15 protein-coding genes are annotated in these 17,548 nt (G+C 72.6%); 11 read left to right on the top strand and 4 right to left on the bottom strand.

Annotated elements, in window-relative coordinates:
• Positions 1 to 4: 4 nt before the first annotated feature.
• Positions 5 to 502 (bottom strand): hypothetical protein, encoded by a 498-nt coding sequence (locus tag FRAEUI1C_RS39045; RefSeq protein ID WP_013424650.1) that lies wholly within the window; start codon positions 500 to 502, stop codon positions 5 to 7.
• A 235-nt stretch (positions 503 to 737) separates the two neighbouring features.
• Between FRAEUI1C_RS39045 and FRAEUI1C_RS17505 the strand changes: the two genes are divergently transcribed.
• Positions 738 to 1,517, top strand: coding sequence for an LON peptidase substrate-binding domain-containing protein (locus FRAEUI1C_RS17505; RefSeq protein ID WP_013424649.1), 780 nt, complete (start codon positions 738 to 740; stop codon positions 1,515 to 1,517).
• Positions 1,518 to 1,547: 30 nt separating this feature from the next.
• On the opposite strand, the gene FRAEUI1C_RS17500 is transcribed toward FRAEUI1C_RS17505, so the two are convergent.
• Positions 1,548 to 1,910, bottom strand: coding sequence for a DUF488 domain-containing protein (locus tag FRAEUI1C_RS17500; protein WP_013424648.1), 363 nt, complete (start codon positions 1,908 to 1,910; stop codon positions 1,548 to 1,550).
• A 139-nt stretch (positions 1,911 to 2,049) separates the two neighbouring features.
• On the opposite strand from FRAEUI1C_RS17500, the gene FRAEUI1C_RS17495 reads away from it, so the two are divergent.
• From FRAEUI1C_RS17495 to FRAEUI1C_RS17465, 7 genes are all read left to right on the top strand, one after another.
• Positions 2,050 to 3,204, top strand: coding sequence for an amidohydrolase family protein (locus tag FRAEUI1C_RS17495; protein WP_013424647.1), 1,155 nt, complete (start codon positions 2,050 to 2,052; stop codon positions 3,202 to 3,204).
• A 102-nt stretch (positions 3,205 to 3,306) separates the two neighbouring features.
• Positions 3,307 to 4,521: a CaiB/BaiF CoA transferase family protein gene (locus tag FRAEUI1C_RS17490; RefSeq protein WP_013424646.1), complete on the top strand. Its 1,215-nt coding sequence runs from the start codon at positions 3,307 to 3,309 to the stop codon at positions 4,519 to 4,521.
• 83 nt (positions 4,522 to 4,604) lie between these two features.
• The gene (locus FRAEUI1C_RS17485; RefSeq protein WP_013424645.1) at positions 4,605 to 5,966 is read left to right on the top strand and encodes an ABC transporter substrate-binding protein; all 1,362 of its coding nucleotides are present in this window, start codon (positions 4,605 to 4,607) and stop codon (positions 5,964 to 5,966) included.
• Positions 5,967 to 6,063: 97 nt separating this feature from the next.
• Complete coding sequence (locus tag FRAEUI1C_RS17480) at positions 6,064 to 7,032, top strand: LLM class flavin-dependent oxidoreductase (RefSeq protein WP_013424644.1); 969 nt, start codon at positions 6,064 to 6,066, stop codon at positions 7,030 to 7,032.
• On the top strand, positions 7,029 to 8,111 hold the full coding sequence (locus FRAEUI1C_RS17475) for a phosphotransferase (protein ID WP_013424643.1): 1,083 nt from the start codon (positions 7,029 to 7,031) through the stop codon (positions 8,109 to 8,111). The genes FRAEUI1C_RS17480 and FRAEUI1C_RS17475 overlap by 4 nt, the downstream gene beginning before the upstream one ends.
• Entirely contained in the window at positions 8,111 to 9,259 is a 1,149-nt protein-coding gene (locus tag FRAEUI1C_RS17470; RefSeq protein ID WP_013424642.1) for an ABC transporter substrate-binding protein, read from the top strand. Before FRAEUI1C_RS17475 ends, FRAEUI1C_RS17470 begins: the two co-directional genes overlap by 1 nt.
• Positions 9,260 to 9,349: 90 nt before the next feature.
• Complete coding sequence (locus FRAEUI1C_RS17465; RefSeq protein WP_013424641.1) at positions 9,350 to 10,492, top strand: NDMA-dependent alcohol dehydrogenase; 1,143 nt, start codon at positions 9,350 to 9,352, stop codon at positions 10,490 to 10,492.
• 134 nt (positions 10,493 to 10,626) lie between these two features.
• On the opposite strand, the gene FRAEUI1C_RS17460 is transcribed toward FRAEUI1C_RS17465, so the two are convergent.
• Both FRAEUI1C_RS17460 and FRAEUI1C_RS17455 read right to left on the bottom strand, forming a co-directional pair.
• Positions 10,627 to 12,285 (bottom strand): permease family protein, encoded by a 1,659-nt coding sequence (locus FRAEUI1C_RS17460; RefSeq protein WP_013424640.1) that lies wholly within the window; start codon positions 12,283 to 12,285, stop codon positions 10,627 to 10,629.
• Positions 12,286 to 12,442: 157 nt separating this feature from the next.
• Positions 12,443 to 13,144, bottom strand: a complete 702-nt coding sequence (locus FRAEUI1C_RS17455) for a cysteine hydrolase family protein (protein WP_013424639.1) — start codon at positions 13,142 to 13,144, stop codon at positions 12,443 to 12,445.
• A gap of 529 nt (positions 13,145 to 13,673) precedes the next feature.
• Between FRAEUI1C_RS17455 and FRAEUI1C_RS17450 the strand changes: the two genes are divergently transcribed.
• From FRAEUI1C_RS17450 to FRAEUI1C_RS17440, 3 genes are all read left to right on the top strand, one after another.
• Positions 13,674 to 15,326: an alpha-keto acid decarboxylase family protein gene (locus FRAEUI1C_RS17450; RefSeq protein ID WP_013424638.1), complete on the top strand. Its 1,653-nt coding sequence runs from the start codon at positions 13,674 to 13,676 to the stop codon at positions 15,324 to 15,326.
• A 62-nt stretch (positions 15,327 to 15,388) separates the two neighbouring features.
• Complete coding sequence (locus FRAEUI1C_RS17445; protein WP_013424637.1) at positions 15,389 to 15,865, top strand: GyrI-like domain-containing protein; 477 nt, start codon at positions 15,389 to 15,391, stop codon at positions 15,863 to 15,865.
• Between the two features lie 421 nt (positions 15,866 to 16,286).
• The gene (locus FRAEUI1C_RS17440; RefSeq protein WP_041259436.1) at positions 16,287 to 17,363 is read left to right on the top strand and encodes a nitronate monooxygenase; all 1,077 of its coding nucleotides are present in this window, start codon (positions 16,287 to 16,289) and stop codon (positions 17,361 to 17,363) included.
• Positions 17,364 to 17,548 lie beyond the last annotated feature (185 nt).

Genomic DNA, 17,548 nt, shown 5'->3' with positions numbered 1-17,548 from the left:
GCGCTCAGCCCGTGGCGGCGTCGGGAGGCTCGTAGCCGGGCGCGTCCCAGGGCAGGCCCTGGCCGGTGCGGTCGTCGTCGCCGTGCTGGGCGTCGCCGCCCAGCCGGCTGAGCCAGGCCCGCACGAAGATCAGCTCAAGGTCACCGAGCGTCGCGAGGATCTCGGGGGGCGGCGCGGCCTCGTAGACGCCGACGACGTAGGGCAGCGCGGCGATCCGCGGCACGTCGGCGAGCGGCAGCTCGACGAGGGCCAGCCGGGGCGCGTACTCGTGGTGGACCGGGACGACCTCGCCGAGCGCCTCCAGGGCGGTCAGCGGCCGGGTCGGCGGGGGCGGCGGCGCGTACGCCGGGCGCGCGCCGACCGGCGGGACGGCGACCGGCGGCGGTGGCGGGGCGCCCGGGCCGGGCGGTGTCCCGCTGCCCGGGGCGAGGACGACCAGCAGCTCCACCGGCTCGCACCCGGTGGGCGAGTCCTGCGCACCGTCGGTCGTCTGGCCGGTCACGAGACGCCACCTCCCCCAACGCCACGGTAGCGCGCCACACCGGCCACCGGAACTGTCCGATGCCGGGCACCCGATGACAGATCCGACATATTTGACAGCGGATCGTAGCAGCACCACGACAGAGCGGTCATCGCCGGCTCCCCGCCGCGCGACCGGGTCCGCGAGCCTGGTCATGGCCGGGGCACACAGGTGGTCGCGGTGCGACGATGGGCACCGAGGGACGGAGGCGACGACGGTGACGGACGATCCCACCGGCGCGGGTGGCGCGGCGGGCGACGACCCGACAGACGGCGGCGCGACGGGCGGCGAGCCGGCGCCGCGCGGCGCCGGGAGCGAGCCGCCGACCGAGCGGCTGGCGCTCTTCCCGCTGGGGACCGTGCTGCTGCCCGGCCTGCTGCTGCCGCTGCAGATCTTCGAGCCGCGCTACCGGGAGCTCGTCGGGGAGCTGCTGGAGCTGCCCGACGACGTGCCCCGCCAGTTCGGTGTGGTCGCGATCAAGCTCGGTCGCGAGGTCGGCGCGCAGACCCCCGAGCTGTACCGGGTCGGCTGCACCGCGCTGGTGCGCCGGGCGGAGCGCCTGCCGGACGGCCGCTACTCCCTGCGGACCGTCGGCGAACGCCGGTTCGTGCTGCGCTCCGTCGACACCGACAGCCGGCCCTACCTCGTCGGCGACGTCACCTACCTGGCCGACGACAGCGGCGACGCCGCGGCCGCGACGGCCCTGGTCCCGGTGGTCCAGGGCCTGCTGCGCGACTACACCGCGAAGCTCGCGGAGAACAAGGCCCTCGACATCGAGCTGCCCGACCTGCCCGACGACCCGGTGACGCTGTCCTATCTGGTCGCTGCCGCCGTCGTGCCCGACATCGCTCGGCGCCAGGAGCTGCTGGAGGCCCCGAACGCCCTGAGCCGGCTGCGGGCCGAGCAGTCCCTGCTGCGCCGCGAGCTGGGCCTGCTGAACTCGATCACGACCGTCGCGAGCCCCAACCTGACCCGCATCCCGCCCAGTCTCAACTAGGCCCGGCGCCGGTGGTCGCGCCCGGGCGGCTCAGTCGCGGAGCAGCTCGGCCAGTACCTGCGCCTCGCTGATCTCGGGCTGGCGGGTCGCGGTGAGCAGCGTCAACGTCGCGCTCCGGGCCAGCTCGCGCAGGTGCGCCAGCGCCTCGGCCCGCTCGGGCTGCGCCAGCTCCTGGCGGTAGCGGCGGCCGAACTCCTCGAAGCGCTCCGGGTCATGGGCGTACCAGGTGCGCAGCTCCGTGGACGGGGCGACCTGCTTGCACCACTCGTCCAGGCTCGCCTCGGCCCTGGCCAGCCCGCGCGGCCAGAGCCGGTCCACCAGGACGCGGGTGCCGTCGGTCGTCGCCGGCGCCTCGTAGGCCCGCCGCACCTGCACCTTCGCCGCTGCGCCCATTCGCCCTCCCCCGTCGCGCTGCCATTCCGACGACGACGTCCCGCCACCGGCGCCGCACGACCTTCCTACCCGCTGGCCGAGCCTTGCGCCCGTCTAGCCACCTGGCTATAGTCGCCTGACTAGAGAGGGAGGAACGCCGATGTTGCCCGAGTCCACCAAGATCCTCTCAGCAGACGACCACCTCATCGAGCCAGCGCACCTGTGGGTCGACCGCGTGCCGGCGAGGTTCCGCGACGACTGCCCGCGGATCGTCGAGGTCGACGGCCGCCAGGCCTGGCGCTACGAGGGCGAGCTCACCTACATCCCGATGGGCTCGTGCCGCCCGCTGTCCGGCTTCTCCGAGGCCGGCTACCCGCCGGCACCGGGCACGGCGCGGTTCGACGAGATCCGGCCCGGCTGCTACGACCCGGACGCGCGCCTGGCCGACATGGACATCGACGGGGTGTGGGGCCAGCTCTGCTTCCCCAACTACGCGCGCTTCGCCGGGCACCGGTTCTTCCTGAACGTCTCCGACCACGAGCTCGCCCAGGCCTGCCTGCGCACCTACAACGACTACCTGCTCGACGAATGGTGCGCGACCGACCGCGACCGGCTGTACGGGGCGGCCATCCTGCCCCTGAACGACCTCGACGCGGCGGTCGCCGAGCTGAAGCGGGTGCTGGCGAAGGGCGCCCGGACGGTGGCGTTCTCCGAGAACCCGACGGTGCTCGGCCTGCCATCGGTGCACACGGACCACTGGGACCCGCTGTGGGCCATCGCCGACGACGCGGGCATCCCGATCTGCATGCACATCGGCTCGTCGTCGCGGCTGCTGACGACGTCGCCGGACGCTCCCCCGCCGGTGCTCGTCTCGCTGATCGGGCTGAACTCGATGATGGCCTGCGTCGACTGGCTGTTCAGCGGAATCCTGGAGCGTTTCCCGCGGCTGAAGGTGATTCTCTCCGAGGGCGGCGCCGGCTGGGTGCCCTACATCCTGGAGCGGGCCGAGAAGGCGTTCCACGACAACCGGATCAGCACGGACATCACGATCGGCCAGGCGGGGATCAAGGACTCCCGGCCGCCGCGTGAGGTCTTCGCCCGGCACATGTACGCCTGCCTCGTCGACGAGCGGTTCGCGCTGCGCAGCCTCGGCGACGTGCCCGTCGACAACCTGCTGTTCGAGGGCGACTACCCGCACGGCGACGGCCTGTGGCCGAACAACCGCGCCTACCTCGAGAAGACCCTCGCCGACGTTCCCGCCGAGGACGCCGTGAAGATCGCCGAGGGCAACCTGCGCGCGCTGCTGCGGCTCTGACGCCCCACGCCGCCCCGGCCGGCGGCGGACAGCCCACGGATGACGACCGGGCCCGGAAATCACGCGCCCCTGGAAAACACGCGCCCTAGAAAACGGAGTGCCATGCCCTACGACCTGCTGTCCGGAGTACGCGTGGTGGAGGCGTCGATGTACGCCTTCGCGCCGTCCGCCGGAGCGGTGCTCGCCGACTGGGGCGCCGACGTCATCAAGGTCGTGCCGCCCGGCACGCTCGACCCGATGAACGGCAACCCGATCGCCGGCCTGCCGGACCGCGAGGTCGGCGTCGCGTTCATGTGGGAGATCACCAACCGGGGAAAGCGCTGCGTCGGCGTCGACCAGCGCACCCCCGACGGCCAGGCGGTCCTGGCGACGCTGGTCCGCTCGGCGGACGTGTTCATCACCAACCTGCTGCCCGACGCGCGGCGCCGGTTCCGCATCGACGTCGACGACCTGGCCGCCGTGCGCCCGGGCCTCGTCTACGCCCGGGCCAGCGGGCACGGCCCGCGGGGGCCGGAGCGCGACGCGGGCGGCTTCGACCACACCGACTTCTGGGCCCGCACCGGCATGGCGCAGGCCGCGAGCCAGGTCAGCGACGAGTTCGTCCCGCAGCCCGGCCCGGCGCTCGGCGACCTCGCGTCCGGCGCCTTCCTGGCCGGCGGGATCGCGGCGGCGCTGTTCCGCAGGGAACGGACCGGGAAGGGCGCGGTGGTCGATGTCTCGCTGCTGTCGTCGGGGCTGTGGATGTTCTCCCCCGGGGTCGTCGCGAGCCAGCTCTACGACATCGACGCGATTCCCCGCAACCGCCACACGGCGCTGCCCAACCCGTTCGTCGCCGCCTACCAGACCCGTGACCACCGGCTGGTCTACCTCTCCGGCATCCAGACCGAGAAGCACGTCGTCGAGTTCTTCCAGGCGGTCGACCGGGCCGACGTCCTCACCGACCCCAGGTTCGCCACCGCCGCGGCCCGGGCCGCGAACGCGCCGGCCTGCATCGCCGTCCTGGACGAGATCTTCGCCGGGCAGGGGCTGGCGTACTGGGCCGAGCTGCTCGGGCGGCTCGCGACGCCGTGGTCGCTGGTGCAGACCGCCCGGGAGGCGGCGACCGACCCGCAGTCCCGGGCGAACAGCTTCGTCACGACCGTCAAGAAGGAGTCCGGCGAATACCCGCTGGTGGCGAGCCCCGCGCAGTTCGACGACACGCCGCCGACGCTCTCGCCGGCGCCAGGACATGGCGAGCACACCGAGGACGTCCTGCTCGAACACGGCTACACCTGGGACGACATCCTGCGCCTCAAGGAGTCCGGCGCCGTCCTCTAGTTCCGTACCGGAAACTCGTCGCCCGATTGCCCGGCCCTGCCATGCCGTTTTCCGGGTGACAAAGACAAATATGGAGGCTTCTGATGGGCTCGACCCGAAGACTCGCGTCACTCGCCGTCGCCGGAATCTTCTTAGTCACCGCCGCCGCCGCGTGCGGCGGCAGTGGCGCCACGTCCCCGAAGGCCACCGGGGCGGCCACGGTAGGGCCGGCGGCGTTCACGCCGGGGCCCGACACGGGCTGGAGCAACAGCGGCATCACCGTCGACCCGGCGAAGCTTGGCTGCCCGAACCCGACCGGGCCGCAGAGCCGCGGCGTGACCGACACCGAGATCAAGGTCGGCGGCCTGATCACCCAGACCAGCTCCAGCGGACCGGTGAACACGGGCATGGACGTCGGCGCGAAGATCCGCTTCGAGCGCGCCAACGCGGAGGGCGGCGTGAACGGGCGCACGATCACCTACGTCGGCACCCGCGACGACGGCTCCGACCCGACGAGGCTCATCACGCAGGCCGAGTCCCTGGCCAACGACGGGGTCTTCGCCGCCGTGCCCGCGGTCGCCCGCGCGGGCAACTTCTCGGACGTGTTCTGCAAGACCGACACGCCCTTCTTCGGCTGGGGAGTGAGCGCGGACTACTGCGGTACGGCCCTCGGCTTCGGCATCACCGGCTGCCTGGTCTCCGGCCCGGGCGGCAGCACGATCCCGAGCGCGTGGGGCATGGCCGCCCGGGCCATCCTCGGCGGTGACGGGTCCGGCAGGAGCGCGGCCGTCGTCGGCGTCGACCTCGACTCCGCGGTCAACGGCGTGAAGCTGTCCGCGAAGGCGATCAAGGCATCCGGGATCGCCGTCCCGTATGTCGAGAACCCGGTGCCGGCCTCCGGGCTCAACGACCCGACGGCCATCGTGAACGCCCTGATGCACGCCAACCACGGCGCGCCGCCGGATCTGGTCGTCACGATCGTGGACTTCTCGCCGGCCATCAAGATCATCGATGCGCTCCGCGCGGCCGGCTACCAGGGGAAGATCCTCACGCCGCTCGGCTACGACCCGCGGCTGGCCGGGTTCAAGGACCTGGACGGGACCTACACGCTGCTCCAGTGGGCACCGGCGGAGAGCGGCTCGGCGGCTGATGACCAGATGCGGGCCGACTTCGCCAAGTACGCCCCCAGCGAGCCGATCGGCCTCACCGCGATGGCCGGCTACTGGTCGGCGGACATGTTCCTCGACGCGGTCAGGAAGACCGGCCGCGACCTCACCGTCGCCAGTCTGCTGAAGACCCTGAACGGCGGCGGCTACAGCTACAACGTCGCCGGCGCCGTCGCCCAGACCCAGTGGCCGGTCAACCACACGGCGTCCGCCCCGTGCGCCGCGGTGGTCCAGCTCTCCGGCGGCAAGTACCTCCCGACCGTCAAGCTCTCCTGCACCCCGCTGGTGGCCAACCAGTAGCCCAGGCCAGTGGCGTGGCCACACCCTGGGGTCGGGACACGGTCCCGGCCCCAGGGCAGGAAGACCCCCAGGGCAGGAAGACAAGGGAGGGCGGCGCATGACCGAGCTGGACGAGGCGACGCGGCAGGCGAGGACGGTTCTCGCGGCCGACCGGGTGAGCTTCGGCTGCGTCGCCCCACGGACCCGGGCCGGTGTCGCCGCCGCCGAGACCGCCGGCGCCGAGGCGCTGTGGGTCGGCGGCCATGTCGCGTCGCCGAACGGCGGCCCGGAGGCGCTGGCCTGGCTCGCCCGGCTCAGCGCGCAGGCCGAGCGGGCGGTGGTCGGGACCGCGGTGCTGCTGCTGCCGCTCTACCAGCCCGCGATCGTCGCGAAGCAGCTCGCCGACCTCGACGTGGCGACCGGCGGGCGCATCGCCCTCGGTGCCGGCGTGGGCGGTGAGTACCCGGCCGAGTTCGACGCCTGCGGGGTGCCGCTCGCCGGCCGGGGGCGGCGCACCGACGAGGCGATCGGCCTGCTGCGCGAGCTGTGGACGGGCGAGCCGGTGACCTGGGACGGACCGCTGTTCCCGATGCAAGGAGTGCGGATGGCGCCGGCGCCGAGCCAGCCGGGCGGGCCGCCGGTCCTCGTCGCCGGCCGGCAGCCCGTCGCGATGCGCCGCGCCGCCCGCCTCGGGGACGGCTGGATGCCGTACCTCTACTCGGCCGAGCGGTACGCCCGTTCGGTCGCGATGGTCCGGGCCGAGGCCGCCGCGGTCGGCCGGGACCTCGACGGGTTCACCTGGGCCGCCTATCTGCCGTTCGTCATCGACGACGACGGCGACCGGGCCCGCCGCCGGGCGGCCGAGTTCCTCGGCGGCACCTACCGGCAGGACTTCGCGGCGATGATCGACCGCGTCGCGGTCGCGGGGACCCCCGAGCAGGTCGAGGCACGCCTCGGCGAGTACATCGCGGCCGGAGCGCGCCATCTGGCGCTGCTGCCGGCCTCCCGGGACGGAGGAGAAGACATGGTCCTACAGGCCCTGACCGATCTCGCGCCGCGGCTGCGCGCCGCCGGAGCGAGGTTATGACGGCTCCGGCGGCGCCGACGTCGCCGCCGCTGCCCGACACCCTCGACGAGCTGCTCACGCCGGGGTGGCTCACCGCCGCGCTGGCCCGGCGGTTCCCCGGGGTCGAGGTCCGGACGGTCACGCCAGGACCGGTCATCAGCCGGGTGGCGACGAACGCCCGGTTCCACGTCGAGTGGGCCGACGGCGCGCCCGCCGCCGGCCTGTCGCCGAACCTGTGCGCCAAGGGCTACTTCACCGAGGCGGGGCGGGAGTTCCGGCAGGCGGGCGAGCCGGAGGCCTTCTTCTACCGCGACGTCGCCGCCGGCACCGGGCTGCGGACCCTGCGCAGCGTCTACGCCGACGTCGACCCGGCGTCGCACAACGCCGTCGTGATCACCGAGGACGTCGTCACCGAGGGCGCCACGTTCCTCGACGCCCGCAGCCCCTACACCCCGGACCAGGCGGCCGAGAGCCTCGACCAGCTCGCCAGCCTGCACGCGGCGACCTGGAACCGGCCCGCGCTCGCCACCGCCGGCTGGCTCGCTCCCCGGTTGGACAGCTACCTGATCCGGCGCGGGGTCACCGAGATCAGGGAGAACTTCGCCGGCCCGATCGGCGCGGGCGTGCCCGAGCCGGCCCGCGACGCCGAGCGGCTCGCCGCCGCCTACCGGACCCTGGCCGCGCGCTCGGCCGCCGCCGACGGCTGGGCCGTGATCCACGGCGACGCGCACGTCGGCAACGTCTACCTCGACGGCGCCGGCCGGCCGTCGTTCGTCGACTGGCAGCTCGTCCAGCGCGGGCCCTGGTACCTCGACGTCGGCTACCACCTGGCGTCGGCGCTGACCGTCGAGGACCGCCGCGGCGCCGAGCGCGACCTCGTGCGGCACTACCTGGACCGGCTGCGCGCGGGCGGCGTCGAGCCGCCGGCCTGGGACGACGCCTGGCTCGGCGTCCGGCGCGGCATCGTGCACGGCTTCTTCCTGTGGGGCATCACGCTGAGGGTCGACCCGGCCGTCACCGCCCTGCTGCTCACCCGTCTCGGCACCGCGGCGGCCGACCATGACGCACTGGCCGCCGTCGAACTCGACAAGGAGTGGTGATGACCACGTCGTCCGCGAAACTGCCGGTGACCGCGAAGCCGCCCACGCCCTCCATCGAGGACCGCTGGTTAAGGCTGGCCCCCATCAAGATCGGCTGGCTGGGCATGGAGTGGGCCCGGTTCGAGCGCGAGATCCGGATGGCGTTCGACGAGGGGACCGAGCGCGGCCTGCTCGACCGCCGCTACGAGTTCCTGTTCGAGCAGGACGCCGGGCTGCCGCAGGGCACGGCGAAGGGCGGCATCGACGCGTTTCAGCGCCTCGTCGACGCGGGCTGCCTGGCCGTCGTCGGCGCGAACTACACCGACTCGGCGCTCGCGCTCGCCGAGCACGCGAACGCCGCCCACGTCCCGCTGGTCAGCATGTGCGGCACCGACGGCTTCCACGGCGAGTACTGCTTCCGGCTCGGCAACGGCGACGTCGGCGGCGACCCGGCCCTGATGGTCAACTGGCTCAAGCGCCAGGGCCACCGCAGCGTCGCCGTCGTCGCGCCCTGGTCGCCGATCTCCGAGGAGTACGTCCGGTTCTTCCGGCAGGAGACCCGCCGCCTCGGGATCAGGGTCACCGCGGTCGAGGAGATCACGAACGCGACCACCGTCGACGAGCTGGCCGACGCGTTCGGCCGGCTGCGGGCCGCGAACGCCGACGCCCTGGCCTGGCTGGGCTACGGCGGCCTGGTCGTCTCAGGAGCCGTACGCGCCGCGCTGGAGCGGGCCGACTGGGACCCGCCGAGGATCATGACGACCGCGTTCATGCAGTACATCTGGGGCTTCGAGCAGCTCGAGGGCTGGGTCGGCATCGATCAGTGGTGCCCGGCGAACCCACGGATGCACCGGTTCCACGAGCGGTTCGTCACCCGGTTCGGCGAGGACCCGTGGATGTGGCCGAACGCCATCCCCGGCCTCGCCTACGACATGGCCGCGACCGTCGTCGAGGCGCTGTACCGGGCCCCGGTCCTCACCGGGCAGGGAGTCAAGACCGGCCTGGAGCGGATCCGGTTCATGCCGGCCGTCACCGGCGGACCGAACACCCACATCGCCGGCGGGCCGTTCGACCACCAGATGTTCAAGGGCGACTGGCTGCACTACGGACGGGTCCGGGACGGGAAGCTCGAATACGAAGGCCTGTTCGAGACCACGGACGACTACTGAACCTTTTCCATTTATGGGTCCGATTGTCGAGGCGAGCCCTGCACTCAAACGGCAATGGAAAAGGTTCACTGATCCACCGGAGGAACCGCGGTGTTGACGAAAGCGGCCGTGCTGTTCGAGCAGCCCGGCAAATGGGAGCTGGCCGAGGTCGAGCTGGAGCCGCCGCGCCAGGACGAGCTGCTCGTCCGGATGGTGGCGGCCGGCCTGTGCCACTCGGACGACCACATCGTCACCGGTGACCTGCCCGTCGCGGACGGTTCGCTGCCGATGGCCGGTGGCCACGAGGGCGCCGGCATCGTCGAGGAGGTCGGCCCGCACACGCCGGGGTGGCAGGTCGGTGACCGGGTAGTGCTGTCCTTCCTGCCGATGTGCGGCACGTGCCGGTGGTGCGCCTCGGGGATGCAGAACCTGTGCGACAACGGCGCCCGGGTGCTGTCCGGGGTCCGCGCCGACGGCACCCGCCGCATGACGCTCGGCGGCCGGCCCGTCAGCCAGGCCGCCGGCGTCTCGACGTTCAGCGAGCTGACGACCGTCTCCGTGCAGTCGGCGGTGCGCTGCCCGGACGGGATCTCGTTGGAGGCGGCCTGCCTGACCAGCTGCGGGGTCAGCACCGGGTGGGGCGCCGCCGTCCGGTCGGCCGAGGTGCGGCCGGGTGACGTCGTCATCGTGATGGGTGTCGGCGGGATCGGCATCAACGCGGTGCAGGGGGCCGCGCACGCGGGCGCGTCGGTGGTCATCGCCGTCGACCCGGTCGAGTGGAAGCTGGCGGCGGCGCTCACCCTCGGCGCGACGCACGCGGTCGCCACGATGGCCGAGGCGACCGATCTGGCCCGTGGCTTCACCAACGGGCAGGGCGCCGACGCGGCCATCGTCTGCGTGGGCGTGACCAGGCCAGAGCACATCGCCGCCGGCGTGGCCGCGATCCGCAAGGCCGGGACCTGCGTCCTGGTCGGCCTGGGCCGCGCCGACGAGGACCTCGGCATCCCGGTCTCGATCCGCGACCTCGTGCTGTTCCAGAAGCGGATCCAGGGCTCGCTGTTCGGCGCCTCCAGCCCGTCGAAGGACATCCCGGCGATGCTGGCCCTCTACCAGCAGGGCCGGCTCAAGCTCGACGAGCTGATCACCAGCACCTACACCCTCGAGACCCTCAACGAGGGCTACGCCGACCTGCGCGCCGGCCGCAACCTGCGCGGGGTGGTCCGCTTCGACGCCGCCAAGCCCAGGGAGGCGTGACCGGGGACGGGCCCGGCACGGTGCGGCCGGCGGGGCGCGCCCGGGTCAGGCGCGCGCCTCGCCGGGCTGAACCGTGGGACGCGTGCGAGAACGGGCCCGGTGCCCCCCCGGCACCGGGCCGTGTCCCAGGTCGGTCAGCCCGTGGCGGCGGCCGGCACCTCCGTCGCCGGGGCGTCCTCGCTGTCCTTGTCCTTCTTCTTGACCTGCTGCGGCACGCCGTGGATGCGCTCCAGCTCGATCTCGTCGGCGTCCGGCACCCGCGGCGTGGGCTTCGTCAGGGCGAAGGCGACGCAGACGGCGGCCAGGATCAGGTAGCCCAGGGCGACCTGGCCGTTGGCGTCCCACTCGACCTTGGGCCCGTGGATCAGGCCGATGAACGACAGCACCGAGCCCAGCGCCGAGAACACCGCCGCCGACACGAACCGTTTGTCGATGACGAAGGCGACGATCGAGCCCAGCACCAGGCCGGCGAGGATGGCCCCCTCACCAAAGATCATCAAACCCTTGTAGACGACTCCCGCCTGGTTGATCTTGTCGTAGCCGACCTGGCTCGCGCTCGTGCCGGCGGCGGACAGCACGTTGTCCATCAGGCCGACCGCCCACGAGGCGATGTTGGGCAAGAGGGCAGCGACCACCGCCGCGGCGTGCGCCCGGGGCGAGACCTGGAAGGCCTGGGCGCCGATCAGCAGGCCGATGTAGAGCAGGATCGGCACGATCGCCGGCAGCGGCAGGATCGCGCCGAGCAGGCTGAACAGGCTGAAGAAGCACAGGACCGCGATCACCAGTCCGGTGGCCAGCGAGTAGCCGGTGCGGCCGCCGGCGCCCTTCCAGCCCGGGTGGCCGATGTAGACGGCCGGCGGGAACGGCGAGCCCAGGCAGGAGCCGACCACGGCGCCGAAGCCGTCGGCCAGCAGGATCGCGCGCAGGTTGTAGCTGTCACCGGCGGAGGCGGCGCTCTCCACGTTGGTCATGCCCTCGGTGAAGTTGTAGACGCCGAGCGGGATGGCCGTCGCGAGCAGCGGCGAGAGGTCCTTCAGCCCGTGGAAGAGCATGTCGAACCGGAAGTCGGGCAGGGCCAGCGCGATGTCCTTCGCCGCCGAGGTGACCTCCGGCGGGTGCATGTAGCCGCCGGCCCAGCCGATCGCCGTGCCCAGCAGCAGCGCGACCGCGCCGATCGGCAGGTTGAACGGCAGCTTGATGTCGGTCATCAGCCCGACGATGAGCAGGGCGAAGACGGGCAGCGAGATCCAGGCCGCCTCCCACATCTGCCCGGCCGGGCGCATCGAGATGAAGGCGACCGAGATACCGGCCAGCGTGCCCAGCATCGCCGCGCGGGGGGCGTACCGGCGGATCGTCGGGCCGACGAAGGCGCCGAGCATGACGATCACGCCGATGATGAAGGCCCAGGCCATGCCGGCTTCCCAGGCCTTGAACGGGTCCTTCGTCTTCAGGTAGATCGGCAGCATGATGACGAACGTGACGATGAACATGTGCGGCACGCTGGGGCCGTATGGCATCGCCGTGACGTCGGTGCGGCCCGTCTTCGCCGCGAGCCGGCGGCCCAGGTACGTGTAGTACACGTTCCCGATGATCAGCGCGATGCCGAGCGCCGGCAGGATCGTGCCGAGAACGTCACCCTTCGGGATACCGACGACGCCGATGCACAGCCCGGTCAGGACCAGGACGTTGACCAGGACGTTGATACCGAGCCCGAAGAACGCGTTGAGGTCCCCCCGGACCCACAGCGGCGGACCGGCGGTCGCTGTGCCGCCCGTCCCTGGAAACTTCACCATGACAGACTCCTCAATGAATGTGGGCCCGGCCGCGGCGCGGCTGTCCCCGTGCTGTTCGCGGACGCGGACCGGTCCCCCCGGGAGCACGGCGTCCGAATTCCCGCGTCGCCGCCCGGTGATGGCCCGGCAGCGCGACGGGTGGTGCTGAGGGCTGGTGTTACTGGGCGGCCGAGGCCGCCGGAAGGGGCGCGAGCGCCTCGATGAAGGCGGCCGACGGCGCGACCCACCCGAAGATGCCGCCCTGTGCCGCGATCATCTCCAGCGCCACCCGCTGGAACTCCGGGAAGTAGCTGCCGACGCAGTCGGACAGCACCAGGCATTCATAGCCCCGGTCGTTGGCCTCGCGGACCGTGGTGTGCACGCACACCTCGGTCGTGACCCCGGTGACGACGAGACTCGTGATGCCCTTCTCGGTCAGGATGTCGCCGAACGAGGTCGCGTAGAAAGCACCCTTGCCGGGCTTGTCGACGACGAACTCGCCCTCGATCGGCGCGAGCTCGTCGATGATGTCCTGGCCGTATTCCCCGCGAATGAGAATGCGGCCCTTCGGGCCCAGGTCGCCGATTTTCAGCGACGCGTTCCCCCGGTTCAGCTTCGCCGGGGGAAGGTCCGAGAGATCCGGCAGGTGGCCCTCCCGGGTGTGGATGACGGTAAGGCCCGCGGCGCGGGCGGCGGCGAAGACCGCCTTCAGCGGCTCGATGGTGCTCCGCAGCTGGGACACGTCGTTGCCGAGGCTCTCACCGAAACCGCCCGGCTCCATGAAGTCGCGCTGCATGTCGATGACGACGAGGGCCGTCGTCGCTGGATCAAAGGTGAATTCGTATGGACGGGCCGGGACGGTGAGTGGAGCGCTCGTCATTCCAGGGTCCTGTCATCGGCGGAGACGGGGACGGTGTGCGGTGGCCTGAGAATCCAAACCGGCCGGGGCGGCCGTCGGCTCACGTCACGGATTGCCGGGCGGGGACAGGGATCGGCGCCGGGGCAGGAGTGAGCCGCGCGGTCACCCCGGATTGGGAGCCTTGCGGTGCGGTTCGGTCGGGACCTCGGGCTGGATGCCGCTGCCTTGCGAAGACTCTGGGGCTGTCCGGTTTCGGGGCGCGTGTCGCCGTGTAACGGATCAGTAAAGGACGTATACAGCCTCGGATCCGAGCTCGTATACAGCTCCGGTCGAGGTGGCCCGCAGGTCCCGCCGTAGTCGTTCCGTTACCTGCTGTCGCGCGGATTCGTTAGAGGGCCGCCGGTACGGGTACCGAGCCCTGAGTTGTCCGCTCGCGAGACGACAGAGACAGCCGTCGGCGCGGGTCACCGGCCGGACCTGGCGGCCCAGGCGGACCTGGCGGCCCAGGTGGCCGCGCGTCGGACCGGCACTCGACGGAGGGGCTCCCCCGATGGTCACGACCGTGATCCAGCACGTGCTGAACCGGCTGCGGGATCTCGGGATCCGCCACGTGTTCGGGGTCCCCGGTGACTACGCCTTCCCCGTCGACGACGCCGTGATCGCGCATCCGGACATCCAGTGGATGGGCAACTGCAACGAGCTGAACGCCGCGTACTGCGCGGACGGCTACGCCAGGGTCCACGGAATGGGAGCGGTGAGCACCACCTACGGCGTCGGCGAGCTGAGCGCCATCAACGGCATCGCCGGCGCCTACACCGAGCATCTCCCGGTCTTCCATCTGGTGGGCATGCCGAAGATGCCGGTACAGGCCCGCCACGCGCTCGTGCACCACACCCTCGGAAACGGCGAGTTCGACCTCTTCCAGCGGATGTCCGACCCGGTGGTCTGCGCCAGCGCGATCATGACCCCGCAGAACGTGGCCGCCGAGACGGAACGCCTGATCGCCGCGGCGATCTACCACCGCCGCCCGGTCTACCTGGCGTTCCCCGCCGACCTGGCCGAGCTGCCGGTGGCGAGCGAGGCGCCCGAGCTGCCCGCCCCGGCCAGCGACCCGGCTCAGCTCGACGCCGCGGTCGCGGCGGTGGCGGACCGGCTGCGCCACGCGGGCAGCGCCTGCCTGCTGCCCGGCGCCCTCGCCGTCCGCGCGGGCCTGGGCCGGCACCTGCAGCGGCTGGTCGACGCCTCCGGCCTGCCCTTCGCCACCATGGTCGCCGACAAGGGGGTGCTGGACGAGGACCAGCCCGGGTTCGTCGGCATGTACGACGGCAAGCTGATGAACGAGGACGTCCGGCGCCTGGTCGAGGACGGTGACGTCGTGGTCCTGGTCGGCGCGCTGATGCACGACTTCAACTCCGGCGCGTTCACGGCCAACCTCGACCCGGCGAGAACCGTCGACATCCGCCACCATCACGTCCAGGTCGGCGCCATGACCTACCCGAGCGTCGAGATGAGGGACCTGCTGACCGCGCTCGCGGCCCGGCTGCCGACGCGGACCTGGCCGCGACCGTCCGCCGGCGTGGTCCGGATGCGCTCCGAACCGGGCAGCGGCGACGACCCCCTCACCGCCGGCACTCTGTACCCGCGCTGGGAGAGGTTCCTGCGACCGCGCGACATCGTCGTCGCGGAGACCGGGACCTGCTCGATGGGCATGGCCTTCGCCCGGCTTCCCTACGGGGCGACGTTCGAGAACCAGACGCTGTGGGGGTCGATCGGCTGGGCCACCCCCGCGGCCGTCGGAGCCGCCGTCGCCGCCGGCCCGGACCGCCGCGTCGTGCTGATCACCGGCGAGGGCTCGCACCAGCTGACGGCCCAGGAGATCAGCCAGTTCGGCCGGTACCGGCTCAGGCCGGTGGTGTTCGTGCTGAACAACTCCGGCTATCTGATCGAACGGCTGCTGTGCAAGCACCCGGACCTCGCGTACAACGACCTGGCCCGGTGGCACTACGCCGAACTGCCCAGGGTGCTCGGCTGCGAGGACTGGTTCACCGCCCGCGTCTCGACCTGCGCCGAGCTCGACCGGGCGCTGGACACGGCCCGGCACGCCAGCACCGGCTGCTACATCGAGGTGCTGACCGACAGCCACGCGGCGCCACCGCTGGCGACCCGGATGCACGAGAACCTCGGCAGCCTCTACGCCGGCTGAGAGCGCCGCGCCCGCGCCGACCGTTCGCGCCGGCCGATGACGACGGCTGGCAGAGTTGGTCCATGACGTATGTGGTCGAGGTCGCGACCGTGGCCCCGAAGGTACTCGCCGCGGTCCGCCGCCAGGTCCGCCCCGGCGAGGTTCCCACGGCCTTCCGGGCCGCGCTGGACGAGGTCTGGGCGTTCCTGCGCGGCCAGCCCGGCCTGCGCGACGACGGCCACAACGTCTTCGTCTACCACCACGCCGCAGGCGGCCCCGAGGCCGGCCTCGACGTCGACTTCGGCGTCGAGGTGACCCGTCCCTTCCCGCCGCAGGGCCTGGTCGCATGCGTCGAGTCCCCGACGGGCCGCGCCGCCCGGACCGTCCATCGCGGCGGGTACGGCGGCCTGCCGGACGCGCACGCGGCCATCCACGCCTGGTGCCGCGAGCACGCCGAGACCATCGGCGCGTGGAGTATCGAGGTCTACGGCGACTGGCACGAGGACGAATCCAAGATCGAGACCACCATCCTCTACGCACTGGCCGCCAGGTCGGAATGACCTCACCCGCCAGCAGGCGCTGGCGCCCCGGCCAGGGCCCGATCTCCCGACTTGACCGAGCTGTGCCCGGCCCACCGGCGTCGCCCCGGCCCGCCAAGACGCCTATCTGCCTGCGCAGACGCCGATCATCCAGCTGGTTGGGCAAGGTGCCGGACCGTGATCGAGAACTGCGCAGGGAAACGGTGGACAAACCCGGGCATCGAACGCCGTCTTGCCTACGCAACGAATGATCAAGGCGTCCCGCTGGGGATGTGACCCCCTTGATCGCTGGCTGCGCAGGGGAAACCTGGGCGGCAGGGGCTGAGTGTGGCGCCGACCTTGCCGTGGCCGGACCGCGGTTGGCGCCCCGGCCTTCCGAGGGTCCTGGCGTGGCCGGACCGCCGCCCGGTCCCGAGCTGATGGCCATGGCACAGTCGGCGGTATGGAGCTGCCAGGCGTGCCGACCCGGATCGTGTGCGCCCCGATGGCGGGTGGGCCCTCGACCCCGGAGCTCGCCGCCGCGGTGGGCGCGGCCGGCGGGCTCGGGACACTCGCGGCCGGGTATCTGAGCGCCGACCGGTTCGCCGCGGACCTCGCACGCACGCGGGCGCTGACCGACCGGCCGTTCGCGGCCAACCTGTTCGTCGGCGGGCCGGCGGCCGCGCGAGCCCAGGCCGTCGCGGACTACGCCGAGCGCCTGCGACCCCTCGCGGCCGAGCTCGGTGTGACACCCGGCGAGCCCTATCCGGAAGAGGACGCGGACGACGACGACTTCGCGGCGAAGCTCGACGTGGTGGTCCTGGCCCGGCCGGCGCTGGTCAGCTTCGCGTTCGGGCTGCCGCCGAGCGCGGCCGTCGCCCGCTGCCACGACGCCGGCATTCCGGTCGCCATCACCGTCACCGACGAGCGGCAGGCGCTGGCCGCCGCCGCGCGCGGCGCGGACGCGCTCATCGCGCAGGGCTGGGAGGCCGGCGGCCACCGCGGCGGCCTCGACCCGGACGACACCGAGGGCGCCACCGGGCGGCTTGCCCTGCTGCCGCTGCTGGCCAGGGTCCGCGCGTCGGTCGACCTGCCGCTGCTCGCGGCGGGCGGCATCGCGGACGGCGCCGGCGTCGCCGCTGTGCTGGCGGCGGGCGCGAGCGCCGCCGTCGTCGGGACGGCGTTCCTGCGCACCCCCGAGGCCGGGACGTCGCCGGTCCACCGGGCGGCGCTGACCAGCGGCCGCCAGACCGTCGTCAGCCGCGCCTTCACCGGGCGTCTCGCCCGCGGGCTCGACAACGCGTTCACCCGGGACCATGGGTCCCACGCGCCGGCGGCGTACCCGCAGGTCCACCGGATCACCGCGCCGCTGCGGGCCGAGGGCCGACGACGCGGCGACCCGGAGCTGGTCAACCTCTGGGCCGGCCAGGCGGCGGCCCTGAGCAGGGACGTGCCCGCCGGGACCCTGGTCGCCGAATGGCACGCGCAGGCCCAGCAGGCGCTGGCCACAGCACGGTCCACCCTCGCGCCACCCCTGTGACCACCTGCCACGGCCCCCGCGCGGATTCCGCCGGTCCGGCCTGGTGCCGTGACCGTCAACGTCCGCCCGTCGTCCTGATCGCTGTTTTCGCCCTCTGATGGCTACGAACCAGCGCCGGCTACGACCACCCGAGGGCCGAAACGACGATCATGGGAGGCCCGGGCCAACGCGACTCGACACCGAGG

It is taken from the genome of Pseudofrankia inefficax (genome assembly GCF_000166135.1).
Lineage (GTDB): Bacteria > Actinomycetota > Actinomycetes > Frankiales > Frankiaceae > Pseudofrankia > Pseudofrankia inefficax.
Note: the sequence above shows the minus strand (reverse complement) of the source record. Positions and strands in the feature narration are given on the sequence as shown.